General features: G+C 56.7%; 18 protein-coding genes. 5 read left to right on the top strand and 13 right to left on the bottom strand.

Features of this window, described 5'->3' with window-relative positions:
• Positions 1–179: 179 nt before the first annotated feature.
• Positions 180–2,519 carry an aerobic respiration two-component sensor histidine kinase ArcB gene (gene arcB / locus NYE85_RS07120; RefSeq protein WP_259004006.1) on the bottom strand — a complete coding sequence of 780 codons (2,340 nt, stop codon included), beginning with the start codon at positions 2,517–2,519 and terminating at the stop codon, positions 180–182.
• A 98-nt stretch (positions 2,520–2,617) separates the two neighbouring features.
• A complete protein-coding gene (locus tag NYE85_RS07115) occupies positions 2,618–3,547 on the bottom strand; it encodes a TIGR01212 family radical SAM protein (protein WP_259004005.1) in 930 nt (309 codons plus the stop codon).
• A gap of 716 nt (positions 3,548–4,263) precedes the next feature.
• On the opposite strand from NYE85_RS07115, the gene gltB reads away from it, so the two are divergent.
• A complete protein-coding gene (gene gltB / locus NYE85_RS07110; protein ID WP_259004002.1) occupies positions 4,264–8,733 on the top strand; it encodes a glutamate synthase large subunit in 4,470 nt (1,489 codons plus the stop codon).
• A 10-nt stretch (positions 8,734–8,743) separates the two neighbouring features.
• Positions 8,744–10,162, top strand: a complete 1,419-nt coding sequence (locus tag NYE85_RS07105; protein ID WP_259004001.1) for a glutamate synthase small subunit — start codon at positions 8,744–8,746, stop codon at positions 10,160–10,162.
• A gap of 111 nt (positions 10,163–10,273) precedes the next feature.
• Here NYE85_RS07105 and sspB read toward each other — a convergent pair whose 3' ends face one another.
• The 5 genes from sspB to zapE all read right to left on the bottom strand — a co-directional run bounded on the left by sspB (position 10,274) and on the right by zapE (position 14,104).
• Entirely contained in the window at positions 10,274–10,771 is a 498-nt protein-coding gene (sspB, locus tag NYE85_RS07100; protein WP_198773885.1) for a ClpXP protease specificity-enhancing factor, read from the bottom strand.
• Between the two features lie 5 nt (positions 10,772–10,776).
• On the bottom strand, positions 10,777–11,418 hold the full coding sequence (sspA, locus tag NYE85_RS07095; RefSeq protein WP_004958168.1) for a stringent starvation protein SspA: 642 nt from the start codon (positions 11,416–11,418) through the stop codon (positions 10,777–10,779).
• 454 nt (positions 11,419–11,872) lie between these two features.
• Complete coding sequence (gene rpsI / locus NYE85_RS07090) at positions 11,873–12,265, bottom strand: 30S ribosomal protein S9 (protein ID WP_004937080.1); 393 nt, start codon at positions 12,263–12,265, stop codon at positions 11,873–11,875.
• 15 nt (positions 12,266–12,280) lie between these two features.
• Positions 12,281–12,709, bottom strand: a complete 429-nt coding sequence (gene rplM, locus NYE85_RS07085) for a 50S ribosomal protein L13 (protein ID WP_004958166.1) — start codon at positions 12,707–12,709, stop codon at positions 12,281–12,283.
• Positions 12,710–12,976: 267 nt separating this feature from the next.
• Positions 12,977–14,104 carry a cell division protein ZapE gene (gene zapE / locus NYE85_RS07080; protein ID WP_259003993.1) on the bottom strand — a complete coding sequence of 376 codons (1,128 nt, stop codon included), beginning with the start codon at positions 14,102–14,104 and terminating at the stop codon, positions 12,977–12,979.
• Positions 14,105–14,337: 233 nt separating this feature from the next.
• Between zapE and zapG the strand changes: the two genes are divergently transcribed.
• From zapG to degS, 3 genes are all read left to right on the top strand, one after another.
• The gene (gene zapG / locus NYE85_RS07075; RefSeq protein ID WP_259003992.1) at positions 14,338–14,736 is read left to right on the top strand and encodes a Z-ring associated protein ZapG; all 399 of its coding nucleotides are present in this window, start codon (positions 14,338–14,340) and stop codon (positions 14,734–14,736) included.
• A 197-nt stretch (positions 14,737–14,933) separates the two neighbouring features.
• Complete coding sequence (gene degQ, locus NYE85_RS07070) at positions 14,934–16,301, top strand: serine endoprotease DegQ (protein ID WP_259003991.1); 1,368 nt, start codon at positions 14,934–14,936, stop codon at positions 16,299–16,301.
• Between the two features lie 89 nt (positions 16,302–16,390).
• Positions 16,391–17,449, top strand: a complete 1,059-nt coding sequence (gene degS, locus NYE85_RS07065) for an outer membrane-stress sensor serine endopeptidase DegS (protein WP_259003989.1) — start codon at positions 16,391–16,393, stop codon at positions 17,447–17,449.
• 64 nt (positions 17,450–17,513) lie between these two features.
• On the opposite strand, the gene murA is transcribed toward degS, so the two are convergent.
• The 6 genes from murA to mlaE form a co-directional block, all read right to left on the bottom strand.
• The gene (gene murA / locus NYE85_RS07060; RefSeq protein WP_259003988.1) at positions 17,514–18,773 is read right to left on the bottom strand and encodes a UDP-N-acetylglucosamine 1-carboxyvinyltransferase; all 1,260 of its coding nucleotides are present in this window, start codon (positions 18,771–18,773) and stop codon (positions 17,514–17,516) included.
• Between the two features lie 250 nt (positions 18,774–19,023).
• Complete coding sequence (gene ibaG / locus NYE85_RS07055; protein WP_259003987.1) at positions 19,024–19,278, bottom strand: BolA family iron metabolism protein IbaG; 255 nt, start codon at positions 19,276–19,278, stop codon at positions 19,024–19,026.
• A 137-nt stretch (positions 19,279–19,415) separates the two neighbouring features.
• Positions 19,416–19,718: a lipid asymmetry maintenance protein MlaB gene (mlaB, locus tag NYE85_RS07050; protein ID WP_259003985.1), complete on the bottom strand. Its 303-nt coding sequence runs from the start codon at positions 19,716–19,718 to the stop codon at positions 19,416–19,418.
• Complete coding sequence (gene mlaC, locus NYE85_RS07045) at positions 19,718–20,347, bottom strand: phospholipid-binding protein MlaC (protein WP_259003984.1); 630 nt, start codon at positions 20,345–20,347, stop codon at positions 19,718–19,720. The genes mlaB and mlaC overlap by 1 nt, the downstream gene beginning before the upstream one ends.
• Positions 20,348–20,361: 14 nt before the next feature.
• Entirely contained in the window at positions 20,362–20,913 is a 552-nt protein-coding gene (gene mlaD, locus NYE85_RS07040; RefSeq protein WP_259003983.1) for an outer membrane lipid asymmetry maintenance protein MlaD, read from the bottom strand.
• A 4-nt stretch (positions 20,914–20,917) separates the two neighbouring features.
• Positions 20,918–21,700: a lipid asymmetry maintenance ABC transporter permease subunit MlaE gene (mlaE, locus tag NYE85_RS07035; protein ID WP_259003982.1), complete on the bottom strand. Its 783-nt coding sequence runs from the start codon at positions 21,698–21,700 to the stop codon at positions 20,918–20,920.
• Between the last annotated feature and the right edge of the window lie 5 nt (positions 21,701–21,705).

Below are 21,705 nucleotides of genomic sequence, written 5' to 3'. Positions count from 1 at the left end.
TCTACATCACACATTTTAATGAATCTTCTAACATGAAAGCTTACATTTGCTATGTTGTTGGCTGTATGATGTTTAGGAATTTATTACAACCTGCTCGACCAGAACACTGAAAACCAATACGCAGGTCACGATTTCCCTGGTGTTGGCGCAATATTCGCGCACCCCGGCCTAGGTCGGGGTCATTTTTTTTCAGCGTTCTCAACCCACGCGCGCAGTACCGCCACGTCGTTAGGCCATTCCTGTTTCAGTTCGTCGACCCAGTCCTGTACGTTGTCCCACCATGCCGGTAGCGTTGGCGTCTGGATTTGCTGTGCCAGTTGCTGCAGGTGACGCAATCCAACCGACCCGGCGGCGCCCTTGATCTTGTGCCCTTCCTCGGCGATACCTTTCTGATCGCGAGCGGTCATGTTGGAATCCAGCAGCGCCAGATAACCTGGCATCATCTGTTCGAACATTTCCAGGCTTTGGTGTATCAGCTGTGGCCCAACCAGATCCATGTATTGTTCCAGCATGGCGGTATCCAGTAACGATTCATTAATCTGCATCGCTTTGTGCTCCATTTTCTTTGTCGCATGAGAAGGTTGATGGCCCCAGTAACGGGTGATCATCGTGGTCAGAGCCGGTACCGAGAGCGGTTTGCTCAGCACATCGTCCATACCCGCATCCAGGTACTCTTTTTTGTCTTTCAGCACGTTGGCCGTCAGCGCGATCAGCGGCGGCAGCGTCTGGCCGGCATAGCGCTCATGCAGCTCGCGCGCGATATCCAGCCCGGTCATGTCTGGCAACTGGATATCCAGCAATACCAGATCGAACTCGTCAGGATCGAACATCGCCAGCGCTTCCGCGCCGTTCATTGCCACCTCTACGCTGTTGCCCAGTTTTTCCAACACCGAGCGCGCCACAATCACGTTCAACTCGATGTCCTCAACCAATAGGATATGCAACGCCGGCAACGGCAGCGGCTCCTCGGTATGCGCGGCGGCGACTTCCTGTTGCACCGCCGGCGCCTTAATCGTCAGGGTAAAGCAAGAACCGTGACCCGGACGGCTGTCCACCGTGATATCGCCGCCCATGCTCTGTGCCAGTCGCTTGGAAACCGCCAGGCCGATGCCGGTGCCGGTTGCCGGCCGCCCACCGCGCTGGTCTTTGACCTGATAGTACATGGCGAAGATTTTGTCCTGCTCGTCCTGTGGGATACCCATGCCGGAGTCTTCGACCTCGAAAACCAGCCTGTCCTGCCCATCGCGACGCACGCGCACCACGATTTGCCCCTGTTGAGTGAACTTCACCGCGTTGCCGATCAGATTCCACAGGATTTGCCGCAGACGTGTGCCGTCGGTAATCACCTGCTGCGGCAGCGGTTGCTGGGGGTCCAGCACAAATTGCAGGCCCTTCGGCTGGGCCAGCAAACCGGACAGGTTTTCCAGATCGGCAAGGAAGCCAGTAAAATCAACCGGTTGATTATCTAGCTGTACCTTGCGACGCTCCAGCTTGTCCATTTCGATAATATCGTTAAAGATATTGCCGAGGGTGATAGCGCTGACGTGAATGGTTTTCAGGTATTTGAGCTGCTCATCGTCGAGCTCGGTATCGAGCAGTATGCGACTCAGGCCGACAATGCCATTAAGCGGCGTACGAAGCTCGTGACTGATGGTTGAGATAAAGGTGGTCTTATCCCTGCTGGCGTTCTCCAACGCGTCCTGATAGCGCTTACGCTCGGTTATATCGCGTCCAAAGCCCATCAGCCCGTGACGTTTGCCCACCCGATCGTAAAACGGCACCTTACGCAGTTCGAAACAGGCTTTGCGACCGTCCGGGTACACCAGCCACTGTTCATAGGTCAGCGAGACGTTATGGCGGAATACCTTTTCGTCGGTTTCGATCACCTTGTCGGCGATATCCCGCTCATACACATCATATGGCGTCAAGCCGATCAGCTGTTTCTCGCTTTTGCCGGTCAGCAGTTCCATGGCACGGTTGCAGCCAGAAAATTCTTTGTCTTCGTTACGGTAGTAAACCAGATCCGGTGAAGCATCGAGGAAGGAGCGCAGCAGCGCCGACTGTTGCCCCAGCTCTATCTGCGCCAGCTCGCGTTGTTCCATCTCTTCTTTCAGCTTGTCCATTACCTGCAAACGCGCTTCTTCCGCCTTGATGCGATCGGCAATTTCCTGGTTGAGCTGGGTAATGTTGTCCTTCAGTTGCTGATTCAATTGCAAATCGCGGTGGCGCATCTCTTCCAGCTTGTCCACCAGCCGTGCCAGCCGCTGGCGTGACTCCTCCAGCTGTTCCACCACCACCGACAGAAAATAGACCGCCCAGGGAGTGATCAACAGCCCGAAGAAGATCGAGCGCACGACGTCGATGCTTTCAACTTCGCCGCGCAGCAGCATGGTCACCGCCATCTGGACGATCATCGCCAGCACCACCAACGCCGACGCCAGCAACAGCGAGAAGCGCACCAGCCCCAGCTTCACCATCAGATCAACGTAGTACTGGGCCAATACCCGGATTTGCTTCATAAACCGCTCCCGACAGACATAGGGGGTAAATCATACCGCAAATAGCCGCATCGCTGCGATTAGCGCAATGGAAGTGTGAAAAAGCCGGCAAATCAGCTTTACGCGGGGGCGTAGCGCAACGCCGCCGCCAGCGCGGCCCCCTGCCCGCCATGACGAATCAGATAGCTGCCGACCGCCTGCATGCCGCTCCAGCGGTTTTCGCACCATAATGGTGCCAACAGCGTCGGCCGGCGCGCATAGGCAGACAGACGATGAAACACCACGTCACGCGGCGTATGGCGGATCATTTCACCGGCGCTGGCGGCATAGTCCTCCAGCGTCAGCACCGGCTGACGCCCGGCCTGCCAGGCACGCGCCAGGGTGCTGCCGGCCACCACGTGCAGCGGATGCAGTTTGATGCCGTCTACGCCTGCGGCCACTACCGCCTGTAGCGTCGCCAGATGATCGACCGGCGTTTCGCCCGGCAGGCCGACAATCAGATGGCAGCAAACCTTCAGGCCACGTTCACGCGCGCGCCGAGCAGTCTCCCGGTAACAGTTGAAATCATGCCCGCGATTAATGCGTTTCAGCGTTTTATCGTGCGCGGTCTGTAAACCCAGTTCGAGCCATACCTCATACCCCTGGGCACGGTAGCCGGCCAACAGATCGAGCGCTGCCTGCGGTACGCAGTCCGGCCGGGTGCCGACGCAGATCCCCACCATGTTCACCTGCGCAAGCGCCTGCCGATACAGACTTTCCAGCAGCGTCACCTCGGCATAGGTACTGGTATAGGCCTGAAAATAGGCCAGATAGCGTTTGGCACGGTTGACTTTGCCAGCCTGCGTCGTCAGCTGTTCGGCGATGGTTTGCCGGCGCATTTGCTCATCGGCGAACGACGCCACATTGCAAAAGGTGCAGCCGCCGCGCCCTATGGTACCGTCGCGGTTCGGGCAGTTGAAACCACCGTGCAGCGTGAGTTTATGGACCTTTTCACCATGACGGCGTTGAAGATCGGCACCAAACATATTGACTAATTGTGGCAACTGCATAATCTTGGTGTTTCTCTGTGTTCAAAGCCGCGATGCTAATTAGAAACGGCTTTTCCCGCGATGACAGAGATCAACGCTTTTCTTCAAAGGCCTCCACAGGCATAACTATTCATTATAAATGCAAATAAAATCACCGCGCCTGCGATGAATTATTCTAATTTCATAGCAGTGGTTTTGCCCAGTATGACAGTCCAATGAAAAATAGTTACAAACAACGAAATATACGAATTTACTGGAATAATATTCTGCCATTACTGCTCGCACTAGCATGGTGCAGAGATCCAGCGGTTGCACTATAGTGAGACAGCTCACATTTCTCCGGCGGTCAACGCCCTGCCGATCCAGGTCAAATAACATTAAAAAACATTATAAATCAAAAAATTAATTACTTTTTCCACCCTTTAAAAGACCCATAAGCCTATATTTGACCTGCGTATTCTTTCTCGATAAGTTGGAAGTCCGCTGGAAGCTTTCTGGACGGGCAAACGACTCGTCATATTTATGCAGTAATTTAAGACTCCCTCTTAAAACAAGTCTTCACCACTTGTGATAACCGTCACGAGAGGCCCTTAACGGAGGGCGGAAAAGCAGATTGGCGTTATGAATACCTCATGGATATATCACGGGTATTCGCCGATTGAGCGTCTGCCCAAGCGCGTTAAGCCGCTCGTGCACCGGTTGTGAGAGTCACGCAGAGCCTGGGGAGGTTCACTGATATGTTGTACGACAAATCCCTAGAGAGGGACAACTGTGGTTTCGGCCTGATCGCCCACATAGAAGGCGAACCTAGCCATAAGGTAGTGCGTACCGCCATTCACGCACTGGCCCGTATGCAGCACCGTGGCGCAATTCTTGCTGACGGCAAGACTGGCGACGGTTGCGGCCTGTTATTGCAAAAGCCCGATCGCTTTTTCCGCATGGTTGCCGAAGAGCGCGGCTGGCGTTTAGCCAAGAATTACGCCGTAGGCATGATGTTCCTCAGCCAGGACGAGGAACAGGCCCGTGCCAGCCGCCGTATTGTGGAAGAAGAACTGCAAAACGAAACCCTGTCGATCGTGGGCTGGCGTGAAGTACCGACCAACCCGGACGTACTGGGTGAAATTGCGCTCTCTTCTCTGCCGCGTATTGAACAGATTTTCGTTAACGCCCCGGCCGGCTGGCGTCCGCGTGATATGGAACGCCGCCTGTTTGTGGCGCGCCGCCGCATTGAGAAACGCGTCCAAGAGGTGCAGGACGACAGCTTCTACGTCTGCAGCTTCTCGAACCTGGTAACGATCTACAAAGGCCTGTGCATGCCGGCGGATCTACCGCGTTTTTATCTGGATCTGGCAGATTTGCGCCTGGAATCGGCCATTTGCCTGTTCCACCAGCGCTTTTCCACCAATACCGTGCCACGCTGGCCGCTGGCGCAACCGTTTCGCTATCTGGCGCACAACGGCGAGATCAACACCATCACCGGTAACCGCCAGTGGGCGCGCGCCCGTACTTATAAATTCCAGACGCCGCTGATCCCGGATTTACAATCCGCGGCGCCTTTCGTCAACGAAACCGGCTCCGATTCCAGCTCGCTGGACAACATGCTGGAACTGCTGCTGGCAGGCGGTATGGATCTGATCCGCGCCATGCGTCTGCTGGTGCCGCCAGCCTGGCAGAACAACCCTGATATGGACGGCGATCTGCGCGCCTTCTTCGACTTCAACTCGATGCATATGGAACCGTGGGACGGCCCGGCGGGTATCGTCATGTCCGACGGCCGCTACGCCGCCTGTAACCTTGATCGTAACGGCTTGCGCCCGGCACGTTATGTGATAACCAAAGACAAGCTGATCACCTGCGCCTCGGAAGTCGGCATCTGGGATTATCAACCGGACGAAGTGGTCGAAAAAGGCCGCGTTGGCCCAGGCGAACTGATGGTGATCGACACCCGCAGCGGCCGCATTCTGCACTCCGCCGAAACCGACAACGATCTGAAGAGCCGCCATCCGTACAAAGAGTGGATGGAGAAAAACGTCAGGCGGCTGGTACCGTTCGAAGACCTGCCGGAAGACCAGGTCGGCAGCCGCGAGCTGGACGACGCTACGCTGGAAACCTACCAGAAGCAGTTCGGCTACAGCAGCGAAGAGCTCGATCAGGTGATCCGCGTGTTGGGCGAGATTGGTCAGGAGGCTACCGGCTCAATGGGCGACGACACCCCATTTGCCGTGCTCTCCAGCCGCCCGCGCATCATTTATGACTACTTCCGCCAGCAGTTCGCGCAGGTCACCAACCCGCCGATCGATCCGCTGCGTGAAGCGCACGTGATGTCACTCGCGACCAGTATCGGCCGCGAAATGAACGTGTTTTGCGAGGCCGAAGGTCAGGCGCACCGCCTGAGCTTTAAATCGCCAATTCTACTGTATTCAGATTTCAAGCAGCTCACTACGCTGGAAGGCGAATACTATCGCGCCGACACGCTGGATCTGACCTTCGATCCGGCAGAGCAGGATCTGGAACAGAAGATCCGTGCCCTGTGCGATGAAGCGGAACGCAAGGTTCGCGACGGCGCGGTGCTGCTGGTGTTGTCAGATCGCGCCATTGCGCCGAACCGTTTGCCAGTGCCGGCACCGATGGCCGTGGGCGCGGTGCAGACCCGTCTGGTTGAAAAGAGCCTGCGCTGCGATGCCAACATCATCGTTGAAACCGCCAGCGCCCGCGACCCGCACCACTTTGCCGTGCTGTTGGGCTTTGGTGCTACTGCCATCTACCCGTATCTGGCTTATGAAACGTTGGCCAAACTGGTGGACAGCCAGGCGATCGACAAAAAATACCGCGACGTGATGCTCAACTACCGCAATGGCATCAACAAGGGGCTGTACAAGATCATGTCCAAAATGGGCATTTCGACCGTAGCCTCTTACCGCTGTTCCAAGCTGTTTGAAGCCGTTGGCCTGCATCGCGATCTGTCCGATCTGTGTTTCCAGGGCGTGGTCAGCCGCATCAGCGGAGCCAGCTTCAGCGACTTCCAGCAGGATTTGCAAAACCTGTCCAAACGCGCCTGGCTCAAGCGCAAGCCGCTGGATCAGGGCGGCCTGCTGAAGTTCGTCCACGGCGGCGAATACCATGCCTATAATCCGGACGTGGTCAATACGCTGCAAAAAGCAGTGCACAGCGGCGAATACGCCGATTACCAGGCTTACGCCACGCTGGTTAACCAGCGTCCGGTGGCCATGCTGCGCGATCTGCTGGCCATTACGCCAAAAGGCGCGCCAATCCCGGTAGATCAGGTTGAACCGGCAGAATCGCTGTTTAGCCGTTTTGATACCGCGGCAATGTCGATCGGCGCCCTCAGCCCGGAAGCTCACGAGTCACTGGCCATCGCCATGAATAGCCTCGGCGGCTTCTCCAACTCCGGCGAAGGCGGCGAAGATCCGGCGCGTTACCGCACCAACAAAGTGTCGCGCATCAAACAGGTTGCGTCCGGCCGCTTCGGCGTGACTCCGGCGTATCTGGTTAACGCCGACGTGATCCAGATTAAGGTTGCCCAGGGGGCGAAACCGGGCGAAGGCGGTCAGTTGCCGGGCGACAAGGTCACACCGTACATCGCCAAGCTGCGCTATTCGGTGCCGGGTGTAACCCTGATTTCCCCGCCGCCGCACCACGATATCTATTCGATTGAGGATCTGGCCCAGCTGATTTTCGACCTGAAGCAGGTCAACCCGAAAGCGGTGATTTCAGTGAAGCTGGTGTCCGAACCGGGCGTTGGTACCATCGCTACCGGCGTGGCCAAGGCTTATGCCGACCTGATCACCATCGCCGGCTACGACGGCGGCACCGGCGCCAGCCCGCTGTCTTCCGTCAAATACGCCGGTTGCCCGTGGGAACTCGGCCTGGTAGAAACCCAGCAGGCGCTGGTAGCCAACGGCCTGCGTCACAAGATCCGCCTGCAGGTTGATGGCGGTCTGAAGACCGGCGTCGACATCGTCAAGGCCGCGATCCTCGGCGCGGAAAGCTTCGGCTTCGGCACCGGACCAATGGTGGCGCTTGGCTGTAAATACCTGCGTATCTGTCACCTGAACAACTGCGCCACCGGCGTAGCCACTCAGGATGAAAAACTGCGCCGTGACCATTATCACGGCCTGCCAGAACGCGTGACCAATTACTTCCAGTTTATCGCACGGGAGACCCGCGAGATCATGGCTTCGCTGGGCGTCAGCCAGCTGGTGGATCTGATTGGCCGTACCGAGTTCCTCACCGAACTGGACGGCATTTCCGCCAAGCAGAACAAGCTGGATCTGTCGCCGTTGCTGCAAACCGCTACGCCGCATCCGGGCAAAGCGGTGTACTGCACCGAAAGCAGCAACCCGGCGTTCGACCGTGGCCTGCTGAACAAGGAGCTGCTGGCGCAGGCCGAGCCGTTTATCGAAGCGAAACACAGCAAGACGTTCTACTTTGATATTCGCAATACCGACCGTTCGGTGGGTGCAACGCTGTCCGGCGCGATTGCTGCGGTACATGGCGATCAGGGCATGGCGGCGGATCCGATCAAGGCGCACTTCTCCGGCACCGCCGGACAGAGCTTCGGCGTATGGAACGCCGGCGGCGTTGAGCTGACCCTGACCGGCGACGCCAACGACTATGTCGGCAAGGGCATGGCCGGCGGCAGCATCGCCGTTCGCCCACCGGTCGGCTCCGCCTTCCGCAGTTTTGAAGCCAGCATCATCGGCAATACCTGCCTGTACGGTGCCACCGGCGGCAAGCTGTTTGCCGCAGGCCGCGCGGGTGAGCGTTTTGCCGTGCGTAACTCCGGCGCCATCACCGTCGTTGAAGGCATCGGCGACAATGGCTGCGAATACATGACCGGCGGCATCGTCTGCGTGCTGGGCAAAACCGGCATCAACTTTGGTGCCGGCATGACCGGCGGCTTTGCCTACGTATTGGATGAAGACGGTGAATTCCGTAAACGCGTGAACCCGGAACTGGTAGAGGTGTTGGACGTCGACCAGTTGGCGATTCATGAAGAGCACCTGCGTGGCCTGATCACCGAGCACGTGCAGGCGACCGGATCTGCGCGCGCCGAGGAAATTCTGGCCAACTGGCCGGTCTGGGCGTCGAAGTTCGCGCTGGTCAAGCCGAAGTCCAGTGATGTGAAGGCATTATTGGGTCACCGTAGTCGTTCCGCAGCCGAGCTGCGGGTTCAGGCGCAGTAAGAGGTCATCAATGAGTCAGAATGTGTATCAATTTATCGACTTGCAGCGCGTTGATCCGCCAAAGAAACCGCTGAAGATCCGTAAAATTGAGTTTGTAGAGATTTACGAGCCGTTTTCGGAAACCCAGGCGAAAGCGCAGGCCGACCGTTGCCTGTCTTGCGGCAACCCTTACTGCGAATGGAAGTGTCCGGTTCACAACTACATTCCGAACTGGCTGAAGCTGGCAAACGAGGGTCGCATCATGGAGGCGGCGGATCTGGCGCACCAGACCAACAGCCTGCCTGAAGTCTGCGGTCGCGTATGTCCTCAGGATCGTCTGTGCGAAGGGTCATGTACCCTGAACGACGAATTCGGCGCAGTGACCATCGGCAATATCGAACGCTATATCAGCGATAAAGCAATCGAGATGGGCTGGAAGCCTGATATGTCGCACGTGCAGCCGACCGGCAAACGCGTGGCGATCATCGGCGCAGGTCCCGCCGGCCTGGCCTGTGCCGACGTACTGACCCGTAACGGTGTGAAAGCGGTGGTTTACGATCGTCACCCCGAAATCGGCGGCCTGCTGACCTTCGGCATTCCGGCCTTCAAGCTGGAAAAAGAAGTAATGGTCAAGCGCCGTCACATCTTCAGTGAGATGGGCATCGAGTTCCAGCTCAATACCGAAGTCGGCAAAGACGTCACCATGGATGCGCTGTTGAATGACTATGACGCGGTGTTCCTTGGCGTCGGCACCTACCAATCGATGCGCGGTGGTCTGGACAACGAAGACGCGCCGGGAGTGTACGACGCGCTACCGTTCCTGATTGCCAATACCAAGCAGCTGATGGGTTATGACGCCAGCGAGCAGGAGCCTTACGTCAGTATGGAAGGCAAGCGCGTGGTGGTACTGGGCGGTGGTGATACCGCCATGGACTGTGTGCGGACCTCGATTCGTCAAGGTGCCACGCAGGTCACCTGCGCCTACCGCCGTGACGAAGCCAACATGCCGGGCTCCAAACGCGAAGTGAAAAACGCCCGTGAGGAAGGGGTTGAATTCAAATTCAACCTGCAACCGCTGAGCATCGAACTGAATAGCGCCGGCCGCGTTGCCGGCGTGAAGATGGTGCGTACTCAGCTGGGCGCGCCAGATGCCAATGGCCGCCAGGTCGCCGAGCAGGTGCCAGGTTCCGAGCATGTTCTCGACGCCGATGCGGTGGTCATGGCGTTTGGCTTCCGCCCGCACCAGATGGATTGGCTGGCGACCCACGACGTGCAATTGGATAAGCAAGGGCGCATCGTCGCGCAGGAAGGTATCGAAAACGCCTTCCAGACCAGCAACCCGAAAATCTTTGCCGGCGGCGATGCGGTGCGCGGCTCAGATCTGGTGGTCACGGCGATTGCCGAAGGGCGTAAGGCTGCCGACGGCATCCTGAACTACCTGGAAGTGTAATCGCACCGCGCTGCCCGGCCTAGGCCGGGCTTTACATGGCGCCGTCGGCTCCCGCTTACCAGCATAAAAAAAGGTACAGCCATGCTGTACCTTTTTCTTTTTGCGCTGGCGTTACTTGACGACGCGCAATGCCGGGCGACCACCGCGCGGTGGCTGTGGCGGCTCGTCATCCGGATCCCGATCGTCGCCGGCGTCCGGACGATCGCCGTCAATCACCGACATCAGGCTTTCGGACGGCACCGTCTCGTTGTCCAGCCCCTCAAAGGTGCCTTCAGCTTCATACGCGGCTTCCGGTTCGAACATGGTGCCAGCGCCGTTTTCACGCGCGTAAATCGCCAGCACTGCGGCCATCGGCACCAGTACCTGGCGTGGCACGCCGCCGAAGCGCGCGTTAAAGCTCACGTCGTTGTCGCCCAGTTGCAGGTTGCCCACCGCGCGCGGCGCAATGTTCAGCACAATCTGGCCGTCGCGCGCGAACTCCATCGGCACCTGCACATCGGGGCGCGTAACATCGACCACCAGATGCGGCGTCAGCTGGTTGTCGAGCAACCAGTCATAGAACGCGCGTAACAGGTAGGGACGGCGCGGTGTCATCTGGGACATATCCATGCTGCTTAGCCCCGAGTTTGCAGGCGCATCTCGCGCTCGGCTTCGGTCAGGGAGGCCAGGAACGCATCACGCTCGAATACACGAGTCATGTAGCCTTTCAGCTCTTTCGAGCCGGCGCCATTCAGTTCGATGCCCATCTGCGGCAAACGCCACAGCAACGGCGCCAGGTAGCAATCGACCAGACTGAATTCATCGCTGAGGAAATACGGCTTGATATTGAATACCGGCGCGATTTCGATCAGCGTTTCACGCAGCTGCTTGCGCGCCGCCTCGGCTTCCTGGCCGGTGCCACGTTCGATTTTGTACATCAGCGTATACCAGTCTTTCTCGATACGCTGCATCCACAGGCGGCTTTCGCCACGTGCAACCGGGTAAACCGGCATCAACGGCGGGTGCGGAAAGCGCTCATCAAGGTATTCCATGATGATGCGGGATTCATACAGGGTCAGCTCGCGATCGACCAGCGTTGGCACCGTTTGGTAAGGATTGAGGTCAATCAGATCCTGCGGCAGGTTATCCATCTCAACCTGCTCAATCTCGACGCTGACACCTTTCTCCGCCAGTACGATACGTACTTGATGGCTAAAAATGTCGGTCGGGCCAGAAAACAGCGTCATTACCGAACGTTTGTTGGCAGCGACAGCCATGAAAACCTCCAAGTTTATCTAGAAAATACTGCGAATAGCCAACGTCCCTTCACCTTCCATACCGCAACGATATCAGCTCCCTCAACTCCCCGTCGGCTGGCAAGCCAAGCTGCTGGGGATGCGTTCGGTCGCCGCCTTGCTGCACCATGAAATCTATCGGGTTACCAGGCTGCTATCCTGAATGATCTTGCCGCAGCCGGCATGCTCGCAGATAAACCTTAGGGTCTGGAATTCGGCCTTGGAGGTAGACTGACGGCAACTGCTCGGCGAACAGGCGCAAAAGTGGATGATAGTTTACCAGATTTTGCCTGTTTTGTGGGGGATACGTGGCGATTTCATCGTGATTTGTCTGATATCCCACAGATTTTAATGCAGGAATATTAAATTTGAGGCATAAAAAAACCCGGTGAAACACCGGGTTTTTTGCGTGTATCGTTCTGCCGGAGCAGAAAAATTAACGCTTGGAGAACTGCGGACGACGACGTGCTTTACGCAGACCGACTTTCTTACGTTCAACCTGACGAGCATCACGAGTGACGAAGCCAGCTTTACGCAGTTCAGAACGCAGAGTCTCATCGTACTCCATCAGTGCACGGGTGATACCGTGACGGATCGCACCAGCTTGACCAGAGATGCCACCACCTTTAACGGTGATGTACAGATCCAGTTTGCCAACCATGTCGACCAGTTCCAGCGGTTGACGAACTACCATGCGGGCAGTTTCGCGACCGAAGTACTGTTCCAGGCTGCGCTGGTTGATAACGATGTTACCGTTGCCCGGCTTGATGAAGACGCGAGCGGCGGAGCTTTTGCGGCGACCAGTGCCGTAGTATTGATTTTCAGCCATTGCCATTAATCCCGATTAAATGTCCAGAACTTGCGGTTGCTGTGCCGCGTGATTGTGCTCGGTGCCCGCGTAAACTTTCAGTTTACGGAACATTGCACGACCCAACGGACCCTTTGGCAGCATGCCTTTAACCGCGATTTCAATCACACGCTCAGGACGGCGGGCAATCATCTCTTCAAAGGTCGCTTCTTTGATACCACCGATGTGGCCGGTGTGGTGGTAGTACATCTTGTCGTTACGCTTGTTGCCGGTTACAGCAACTTTTTCAGCGTTCAGAACGATGATGTAATCACCGGTATCAACGTGCGGGGTGTATTCCGCTTTATGCTTGCCGCGCAGACGACGAGCCAGTTCAGTAGCAAGACGGCCTAAAGTTTTACCGTCTGCATCAACAACGTACCAGTCGCGTTTTACGGTTTCTGGTTTAGCTGTAAAAGTTTTCATTAAAAGCTTACCCAATAATTAGTTACACGTTGGTGAACACCCAAACGCTCGAAAACAGTTGAGGCTCACACGACCATCAAGTCCAGCAAACCTACCCCTTCGAATAGCCATTGCCGGCACTATAAAGTTTTTGGGAAAAAAAACTTTGTTGTAACGTGGGGTCGCAAGATTATAGAGAAGTCGCTCGCAAAGATCGAACAGTTTTTGAATGGAAATTGCATTTTGCCTGCCGGAACGAGGGTCTCGCCGTCGAGACCCCAAATTGTATCACGGCAGATGTGGCAGCTTAAGGTATTCCTCGCTCTGCATTTCCTGCAAGCGTGACAGACAGCGCTGGTATTCGAACTTGAGGCGCTCCCCCTGATAGATCTCGAACATCGGCGCTTCGGCGGCAATCACCAGTTTGACATGGCGCTCGTAAAACTCGTCCACCAGCGCAAGGAAACGCCGGGCGGTGTTTTCCTTCAACGGCCCCATGATGCGTACGTTGTACAGCATCACACTGTGATACAGGCGCGACAGCGCAATGTAATCCAGCTGGCTGCGAGCATCTTCGCACAGCGTATGAAAGTCCACCGCCAAGACGCCTTCCACCGCGCGGATCGCCGGTAGCGGTCGGTGGTTAATCTGCAATATCGGCGCCTCTTCCCCCTCCTTGCCCGCCAGCTTGACGAAGATCTGATCCAGCGTCTGCTGCGTCTGCGCATTGAGCGGCGTCAGATAGAGATGCGCCTGCGTCAGCGTGCGCAACCGATAATCGATACCGGCGTCAACGTTTAACACTTCGCAATACTGGTTGATGAGATCGATCGCCGGCAGGAAACGCGCCCGCTGCAAACCGTTACGATATAAATCGTCGGGCGGAATGTTGGAGGTCGCCACCAGCGTGATGCCTCTGGCGAACAGCGCCTGCAGCAACGTTGCCAACAGCATTGCGTCGGTGATGTCAGAGACGAAAAACTCGTCAAAGCACAGCACATCAGCCTGCGCCTTGAAGCCGTCGGCGATAATCTCCAGCGGGTTTTCCTGGCCCTGCAGTTCGGTCAGTTCTTCATGCACCCGCAGCATAAAACGGTGAAAATGCAGACGCAGCTTGCGATCGCCCGGCAGACTGTGAAAAAACATGTCCATCAGCCAGGTTTTACCGCGCCCGACGCCGCCCCACATATACAGGCCCTGTACCGGTGTTTGCGCCGTCGGCTCACCGCCCTTGCCCAGCCAACGACCAAGCTTGCTGCGTAATCCGCCGCCTGTGGCCTGACTTTTCGGCGCCTGCAGCAGTTGGTGATAAATGCCGTCCAATCGGCTGATGGCCTGCCGCTGAACCTCATCGGCCTGATACTCGCCCGCGTCCAGCGCCTGCTGGTAACGTGATAACGGTGACTGTGATTGCATGTCTATCTATAATCCCTGACAACGGTAAGAATTTATTTAGCCCATTTTAGCAACGCGTTACCGGTGAGTTGTCCGGTTATCGCCACATTTACCCGCGCTGCGGCGCACGCAAAAACCCTGGTTGCCGGAGGTAAAAGCGCATCAGGATTCCACTCGGACAAGGTTAACGGTTATAGTGGATATTATTAAGTGAAAAATCCCTGCGGAACAACGAAGTCACAAAAGGAGTCATCATGACCTGGGAGTATGCGCTGATTGGTTTGGTGGTCGGTATCGTCATTGGTGCGGTAGCGATGCGCTTTGGTAACCGTAAATTACGTCAACAACAGGTTTTGCAGAACGAACTGGACAAAAGCAAAACCGAGCTGGAAGAGTATCGTCAGGAACTGGTGGGCCACTTTGCCCGTAGCGCAGAGCTGCTGGATAACATGGCACGCGATTATCGTCAGCTGTATCAGCATATGGCGAAAAGCTCCAACAACCTGCTGCCGGATCTGCCGATGCAGGACAATCCGTTCCGCTATCGTCTGACCGAATCCGAAGCGGACAACGATCAGGCGCCGGTTGAAATGCCGCGCGACTACTCTGAAGGTGCATCCGGCCTGCTGCGTGGCGCACCACGCCGCGACTAAGCGTTAACATTCAGCCCGTGAGCCACTGCGCCGCGGGCTTTTGCTCCTGCCCGCTTACCGTTCCCCGCCCCTGCGCTATGCTTAAGACAGGGCTTCAGTGAACTTTTCACGCAAATTCACGGTCTTAACTTCACTGTGGCAACGCAATTGCCTTATCATCACACTTTCACCGGCAGGTATTGAGAGAGTTAACATCAATGAAGAAAAAGTCGTTAATACTTAGTGCACTCGCAATGAGCATTGGCCTGACGCTCGCCTCCGTACCGGTGGCCAACGCGGCTTTACCACTCGCCGTTCAGGGGCAGCAATTGCCAAGCCTGGCGCCGATGCTGGAAAAAGTGTTACCCGCAGTGGTCAGCGTGCATATTGAAGGGACTCAGGTGCAACGCCAGCAATTGCCAGAAGAATTCAAATATTTCTTCGGCCCCAATTTCCCTACGCAAAAGCAAAGCTCTCGCCCGTTTGAAGGATTGGGCTCCGGCGTGATTATCGATGCCGCCAAAGGCTATATCCTGACCAACAATCACGTCATCGCCAACGCCGACAAAATCAAGGTACAGCTGAACGATGGCCGTGAGTTCGACGCCAAGCTGATTGGCCGCGATGAACAGACCGACATCGCGCTGCTGCAAGTCACCGCCAAAAACCTGACCGCAGTAAAAATGGCCGATTCCGACACGCTGCGCGTTGGTGACTTCGCCGTCGCCGTCGGTAACCCGTTCGGACTGGGCCAGACCGCCACCTCGGGCATTATCTCTGCACTGGGCCGCAGCGGTCTGAATCTGGAAGGGTTGGAAAACTTCATCCAGACCGACGCTTCCATCAACCGCGGTAACTCCGGCGGCGCCCTGGTCAACCTGAACGGTGAGCTGATCGGCATCAACACCGCCATTCTGGCGCCGGGCGGAGGCAACATCGGCATCGGCTTCGCCATCCCGAGCAACATGGTGCAGAACCTTAGCCAGCAGTTGATCGAATTTGGCGAAGTCAAACGCGGTCTGCTCGGCATCAAGGGTAGCGAAATGACTGCGGACATGGCGAAGGCGTTCAACACCGACGCCCAACGCGGCGCGTTTGTCAGCGAAGTGCTGCCGAAGTCTGCGGCTGCCAAGGCCGGCATCAAGGCCGGCGACATACTGGTGTCGGTGGATGGCAAACCGGTCAGCAGTTTTGCCGAACTGCGCGCCAAGGTCGGAACCACCGCTCCGGGTAAAACCATCAAGGTCGGCCTGTTGCGCGACGGTAAGCCGCAGGAAGTGTCGGTGACGCTGGATAATAGCGAAACGGCAACCACCAGCGCGGAAACCCTTTCTCCGGCGTTGCAGGGCGCCTCACTCAGCAATGGCGCAATTGCCGGCGGGGCGAAAGGCGTCAAGATCGACAACGTTGAAAAGGGCACGCCGGCAGCCCAGGTTGGCCTGCAAAAAGGCGATGTGATTATCGGCATCAACCGTCAGCGGGTCGAAAACATCACCGCGCTGCGCAAAGTGCTGGAAGCCAAACCACCGGTAATGGCGCTCAACATCGTGCGCGGCGGCGAAACCCTGTATTTGCTGTTGCGTTAATTTGTGCAAAAACCGGGCTCGGTAACATACTGTGCCCGGTTAACTCGTGGTATTCTCCGTCCATCTTTCATTTCACGTATTAAAACTCCATGTTTGCTAAGCTCTTGCGTTCCGTTGTAATTGGTTTGATCGTTGCCGGCCTGCTGTTGGCAGCGCTTCCCGTGCTGCGCTCGTCCAATCAACTGTTTGCAACCAGGCTTGAGAGTACCGTCGACGAAACCCCGACCAGTTATAACAAGGCCGTGCGCCGTGCGGCACCGGCGGTGGTCAATATTTATAATCGCAACATGAACGGCGCGCCGAACGTGCTTTCGCTGGGTTCTGGGGTGATCATGAACGATCGCGGCTATATCCTGACCAACCGTCACGTGGTCAAGGATGCGCAGCAAATCACCGTGGTGTTGCAGGACGGCCGGCGCTACGAAGCCCTGCTGGTCGGTTCCGACAGCCTGACCGATCTGGCCGTATTGAAAATCGACCCCGGCAACCTGCCGGTGATTCCGATCAACACCAAACGCACGGCACATATCGGCGATGTGGTATTGGCCATCGGCAACCCGTATAACCTCGGCCAGACCGTGACCCAGGGGATTATCAGCGCCACCGGCCGCATCAGCCTGAGCACCACCGGCCGCCAGACCTTTCTACAAACCGATGCGTCGATTAACCGCGGCAACTCCGGCGGCGCGTTGGTCAACTCGTTAGGTGAACTGATGGGCATCAATACCCTGACCTATGACAAGGTCACCGACGGTGAGACCCCCGAGGGGCTGGGCTTCGCCATTCCAACCGAACTGGCAACCAAAATCCTCGACAAACTGATCCGTGACGGCCGAGTGATTCGCGGCTACTTTGGAATTCAGGGCAAGGAGATCATCCCGCTGCGCACCTCCACCTCGGGTATTGAACGTCTGCAAGGCATCATCGTCACGGAAATCACGCCAAACGGCCCGGCCGCCAACGCCGGTTTCCATATTAACGACGTGATAGTCAACGTAGACAACAAACCGGCGGTCGCGGTACTGGAAACCATGGATCAGGTTGCAGAAATACGCCCGGGAACGGAAATCCCGGTCGTGGTCTTGCGCGACGGCAAACGCATAACGTTGCGAATGACGGTGGGTGAATTCCCCGAAGACAGCAATTGAGATCAAAAAAGCCCGACTGAATCAGCCGGGCTTTTGCTGGTTAGGTGACGCAATAGCGCAGTCGTTACTCGCCTTTCACCCGCTCGATATTGGCACCCAACGCACGCAACTTGTCTTCGATACGCTCATAGCCACGGTCGATGTGATAAATACGATCGACAATGGTCACGCCGTCGGCAATACAACCAGCCAATACCAGGCTGGCTGACGCGCGTAAATCGGTCGCCATCACCTGCGCGCCGGACAGTTGCTCAACCCCGTGGCAAATCACCGTATTGCTCTCGATTTCCGCATGTGCGCCCATGCGAATCAGTTCCGGCACGTGCATGAAACGGTTTTCGAAGATGGTCTCGGTGATCACGCCAGTCCCTTCTGCCACCAGATTCAACAGGCTGAACTGCGCCTGCATGTCGGTCGGGAAGCCTGGGTGCGGCGCAGTACGCACGGTCACCGCCTTTGGCCGCTGGCCGTGCATGTCCAGACTGATCCAGTCTTCGCCAACTTCAATGTCGGCACCGGCTTCGCGCAGCTTGGCCAGCACCGCATCCAGCGTATCGGGACGGGTGTCGCGGCACAGTACTTTACCGCCGGAAATCGCCGCCGCTACCAGGAAAGTCCCGGTTTCGATACGGTCAGGCAGTACGCGGTACACGCCGCCACCCAGGCGTTCGACGCCTTCAATGGTGATTTTGTCGCTACCGGCGCCGCTGATCTTGGCACCCAGGGTGTTGAGGAAGTTGGCGGTATCGACAATTTCCGGTTCACGTGCGGCGTTTTCAATGATGGTGGTGCCGGTCGCCAGCGTCGCCGCGCTCATGATGGTGACGGTAGCACCAACGCTCACCTTGTCCATGACGATATGCGCGCCTTTCAGACGGCCGTCAACCGACGCTTTAACGTAGCCTTCTTCCAGCTTGATTTCCGCACCCAACTGCTCCAGGCCGGTGATGTGCAGATCGACCGGACGTGCACCGATGGCGCAGCCGCCCGGCAGGGAAACCTGGCCACGGCCAAAGCGCGCCACCAGTGGACCCAGCGCCCAAATGGACGCACGCATGGTTTTCACCAGATCGTACGGTGCGCAAAACTCATGCACGCCGCTGGCATCCACGAATACCGAACCGTTACGCTCGATCTTGGTGCCTAACTGGTTGAGTAGCTTAATGGTGGTGTCGATATCCTTGAGTTTAGGAACATTCTGTAGCTCAACCGGCTCTTCTGCCAATAGCGCAGCAAACAGAATCGGCAGGGCAGCATTTTTCGCCCCGGAAATAGCCACTTCACCGCTCAGGCGGGTCCGGCCCTGCACACGAAATTTATCCATCTGACTACTCTCTATTATTTCATTAACCTGGGCCTGCATCGCGGGAGCCGCATCGGCGCTGGCAAGGAGAGATTGTTCGCCCTGCCCATCGGTCTGGCTTGTTCGGCCGCGGTAACCGCGGACCAATCTAGCATCGAGATTTACTGCTCGAGCCATTCGGCCAAACGCGCTGATCGATACGCACCTTGTGCCCGCTTGATGTAACGCCGTTTATGTTGGATATCGCCGACTGCCCCGAGGGGATGCCGCTTTAAAATCCGTTGAGTTTGCGATCGCGCTGCCACTCTTCAGGGGTATATGCCTTGATCGACAACGCATGAATGCGATTGTCCGCAATGTATTCCATCAGCGGTGCATAGACGGCCTGCTGTTTTTTTACCCGACTCATGGTGGCAAAGATCTCGCCCACCGCAATCACCTGAAAGTGACTGCCGTCGCCGGTTACGTGTACTTCTTGCAGTGCCAATGCGTTCATCAGCACGTCTTTAATTTCGTTATTTTCCATAGTATCCAGTTCTGCCGTAAAGGATCATAATCAGCCTGACATCTTAGAGGAATACGGCGCTTTCTTAAACTAAAGAAAAAGCCCCTGTGTAACAGGGGCTTTCTGGGCAAACGGTGGCAAAACGCCAGAAAAACGCGCTAAACGGCGGTATCGACAGGCATTATTTCTTGCAGGTTGTACAAGGTAATCAGCGTTTTCAGCCGATCGGTGGCGCCGATAATCTGCAACTCCACGCCCTGGCGTTGCTGCTGTGCGCACAGATGCACCAGCAGCGCCAGCCCGGACGAGTCAACCCGCTGCAACTGCGCCACGTCAACCGCAGTTTTGCCCGCCAGCAGGGAACCACGCTGTTGCCATAGTGGCAGCAGCGTTTCCCGATCCAAATCGCCGCTCAGTACCAGCGTTTGCTGCCGTGCGTCAAAGCGAAGGGATGATGCCATTACTTTTTCTGATCCAGGGTAATTGGCTGTTTGGCCGCGGCCTGCAACTGCTGGGTCAGGCCATCAATGCCTTTGGTACGCAGCGTAGATGCCCACTCGTTTTGCTTGGTGGTGATCATGCTGACGCCTTCGGCGATCATGTCATAAGCCTGCCAGTTACCGGTTTTAGTGTTTTTGCGCCATTGGAAATCCAGGCGAACCGGCGGACGGCCATTGGTATCAATGATGGTCACGCGGATGGCGATGATATCGGCGTTCCCCAAAGGTTTTTCCGGCGCAATCTGGTAGGTCTGGCCGTGATACAGCGCCAGCGCCTGGCCGTAAGCCTGTTCCAGATAGGCCTGGAACGCAGTGAAGTACGCTTCGCGCTGCGCCGGCGTTGCTTCTTTGTAATAACGCCCCAGCACCAGGGCACCGGCGTATTTTACCTGTACATAAGGCATCAGTTCCTGATGCACAATGGTGCGCAGATAGTTAGGATCCTGCTTGATTTTCGGCTGCTCGGTTTTCAGGCGGTCGAAGGTTTTTTGCGCCGCTTCTTGCATCATGCTGTACGGATTGGTTTGATCCGCCGCGTTCGCCAGCGGTGCAACCACCAGCAGGGCAACCATCAATAAACGTTTAAACATGCAGGCTTCCTCTTTTAATGACTCGGGGTGGCAGATGGCATGGCGTCGCCGGCAGCCGGCGCATTGGCCGCCTCGTCCGGTTTGGCTGCGCCATCCTGACCGCCGCTTTTGTACAGGAACTGGCCGATCAAGTCTTCCAGAACCATTGCTGATTTGGTGTCCTGAATGGTGCCACCATCCTTCAGGATAGTCGTACCCATGTCCGGGTCTTCAAAACCGACGTTCAATGCCAGATACTGTTCACCCAGCAGACCAGAGGTGCGAATCGCCAGCGAGCTGGTGTCCGGGATCTGATCGTATTTATCCTGGATATCCAACGCGACGCGTGGCGTATAGGTTTTAGGATCGAGCGCGATATCCGCCACCCGACCAATCACCACCCCGCCGATCTTCACCGGGGAGCGCGGTTTCAGGCCACCAATATTGTCGAATGTGGCATAGATACGGTAAGTCGGCTCATTGCCGATCGATTTGACGTTCGCCACTTGCAAGCAGATAAAAATGATGGCGCACAGCGCGATCAGCATAAATGCCCCAACCCAGATTTCACTTTTCTTCGTTTGCATCGACTCAATTCCCAAACATCAGTGCTGTCAGCACGAAATCCAATCCCAACACCGCCAGAGACGAATGTACCACGGTTCGGGTCGTTGCCCGGCTGATCCCTTCGGAGGTCGGCAGCGCGTCATACCCGTTAAAGATAGCAATCCAGGTAACGGTGATGGCAAATACCACACTCTTGATCAGGCAGTTGAGCAAATCCTGACGCCATTCTACGGCGCCCTGCATCGCCGACCAGAAGAAGCCGCTGTCGATGCCCTTCCAGTCTACGCCAACCACCGAACCGCCCCAGATACCCACGGCAACAAAAATGATGGTCAACAGCGGCATGCTGATAAGACCGGCCCAGAAACGGGGCGCCGCAATGCGTCGCAGCGGATCGACCGCCATCATTTCCAGGCTGGAGATTTGTTCGGTGGCTTTCATCAAGCCGATTTCCGCCGTGAGCGCCGAGCCGGCGCGACCGGCGAACAACAGCGCGGTCACCACCGGTCCGAGTTCACGCAGCAGCGACAACGCCACCATCATGCCGAGGCTGGCTTCGGCGCTGTAAGTGGTCAGTACCAGATAGCCTTGCAACCCCAGCACCATGCCGATAAACAGTCCGGAAACCATAATGATCAACAGGGATTGCACACCGACGCTGTGGAGTTGCTTCACCAGCAACGGCCATTGCCTGCGCGGTTCGGGCCGCCCGATCAGCGCGCCCCACAGCATCAGCCCCGCACGCCCAAAGGCGGCACTGGTGTTGATACCTCGGCGTCCAAAAGACGCTAACGCCTGTAATAACATGAGGA

Origin of the sequence: Serratia sp. AKBS12 (assembly GCF_024793895.1) — a bacterium.
Lineage (GTDB): Bacteria > Pseudomonadota > Gammaproteobacteria > Enterobacterales > Enterobacteriaceae > Serratia_F.
Note: the sequence above shows the minus strand (reverse complement) of the source record. Positions and strands in the feature narration are given on the sequence as shown.

Coding starts and splice junctions, on each gene's coding strand:
- arcB (WP_259004006.1), bottom strand. CDS start 2,519: ATGAAGCAAATCCGGGTATTGGCCCAGTACTACGTTGATCTGATGGTG.
- NYE85_RS07115 (WP_259004005.1), bottom strand. CDS start 3,547: ATGCAGTTGCCACAATTAGTCAATATGTTTGGTGCCGATCTTCAACGC.
- gltB (WP_259004002.1), top strand. CDS start 4,264: ATGTTGTACGACAAATCCCTAGAGAGGGACAACTGTGGTTTCGGCCTG.
- NYE85_RS07105 (WP_259004001.1), top strand. CDS start 8,744: ATGAGTCAGAATGTGTATCAATTTATCGACTTGCAGCGCGTTGATCCG.
- sspB (WP_198773885.1), bottom strand. CDS start 10,771: ATGGATATGTCCCAGATGACACCGCGCCGTCCCTACCTGTTACGCGCG.
- sspA (WP_004958168.1), bottom strand. CDS start 11,418: ATGGCTGTCGCTGCCAACAAACGTTCGGTAATGACGCTGTTTTCTGGC.
- rpsI (WP_004937080.1), bottom strand. CDS start 12,265: ATGGCTGAAAATCAATACTACGGCACTGGTCGCCGCAAAAGCTCCGCC.
- rplM (WP_004958166.1), bottom strand. CDS start 12,709: ATGAAAACTTTTACAGCTAAACCAGAAACCGTAAAACGCGACTGGTAC.
- zapE (WP_259003993.1), bottom strand. CDS start 14,104: ATGCAATCACAGTCACCGTTATCACGTTACCAGCAGGCGCTGGACGCG.
- zapG (WP_259003992.1), top strand. CDS start 14,338: ATGACCTGGGAGTATGCGCTGATTGGTTTGGTGGTCGGTATCGTCATT.
- degQ (WP_259003991.1), top strand. CDS start 14,934: ATGAAGAAAAAGTCGTTAATACTTAGTGCACTCGCAATGAGCATTGGC.
- degS (WP_259003989.1), top strand. CDS start 16,391: ATGTTTGCTAAGCTCTTGCGTTCCGTTGTAATTGGTTTGATCGTTGCC.
- murA (WP_259003988.1), bottom strand. CDS start 18,773: ATGGATAAATTTCGTGTGCAGGGCCGGACCCGCCTGAGCGGTGAAGTG.
- ibaG (WP_259003987.1), bottom strand. CDS start 19,278: ATGGAAAATAACGAAATTAAAGACGTGCTGATGAACGCATTGGCACTG.
- mlaB (WP_259003985.1), bottom strand. CDS start 19,718: ATGGCATCATCCCTTCGCTTTGACGCACGGCAGCAAACGCTGGTACTG.
- mlaC (WP_259003984.1), bottom strand. CDS start 20,347: ATGTTTAAACGTTTATTGATGGTTGCCCTGCTGGTGGTTGCACCGCTG.
- mlaD (WP_259003983.1), bottom strand. CDS start 20,913: ATGCAAACGAAGAAAAGTGAAATCTGGGTTGGGGCATTTATGCTGATC.
- mlaE (WP_259003982.1), bottom strand. CDS start 21,700: ATGTTATTACAGGCGTTAGCGTCTTTTGGACGCCGAGGTATCAACACC.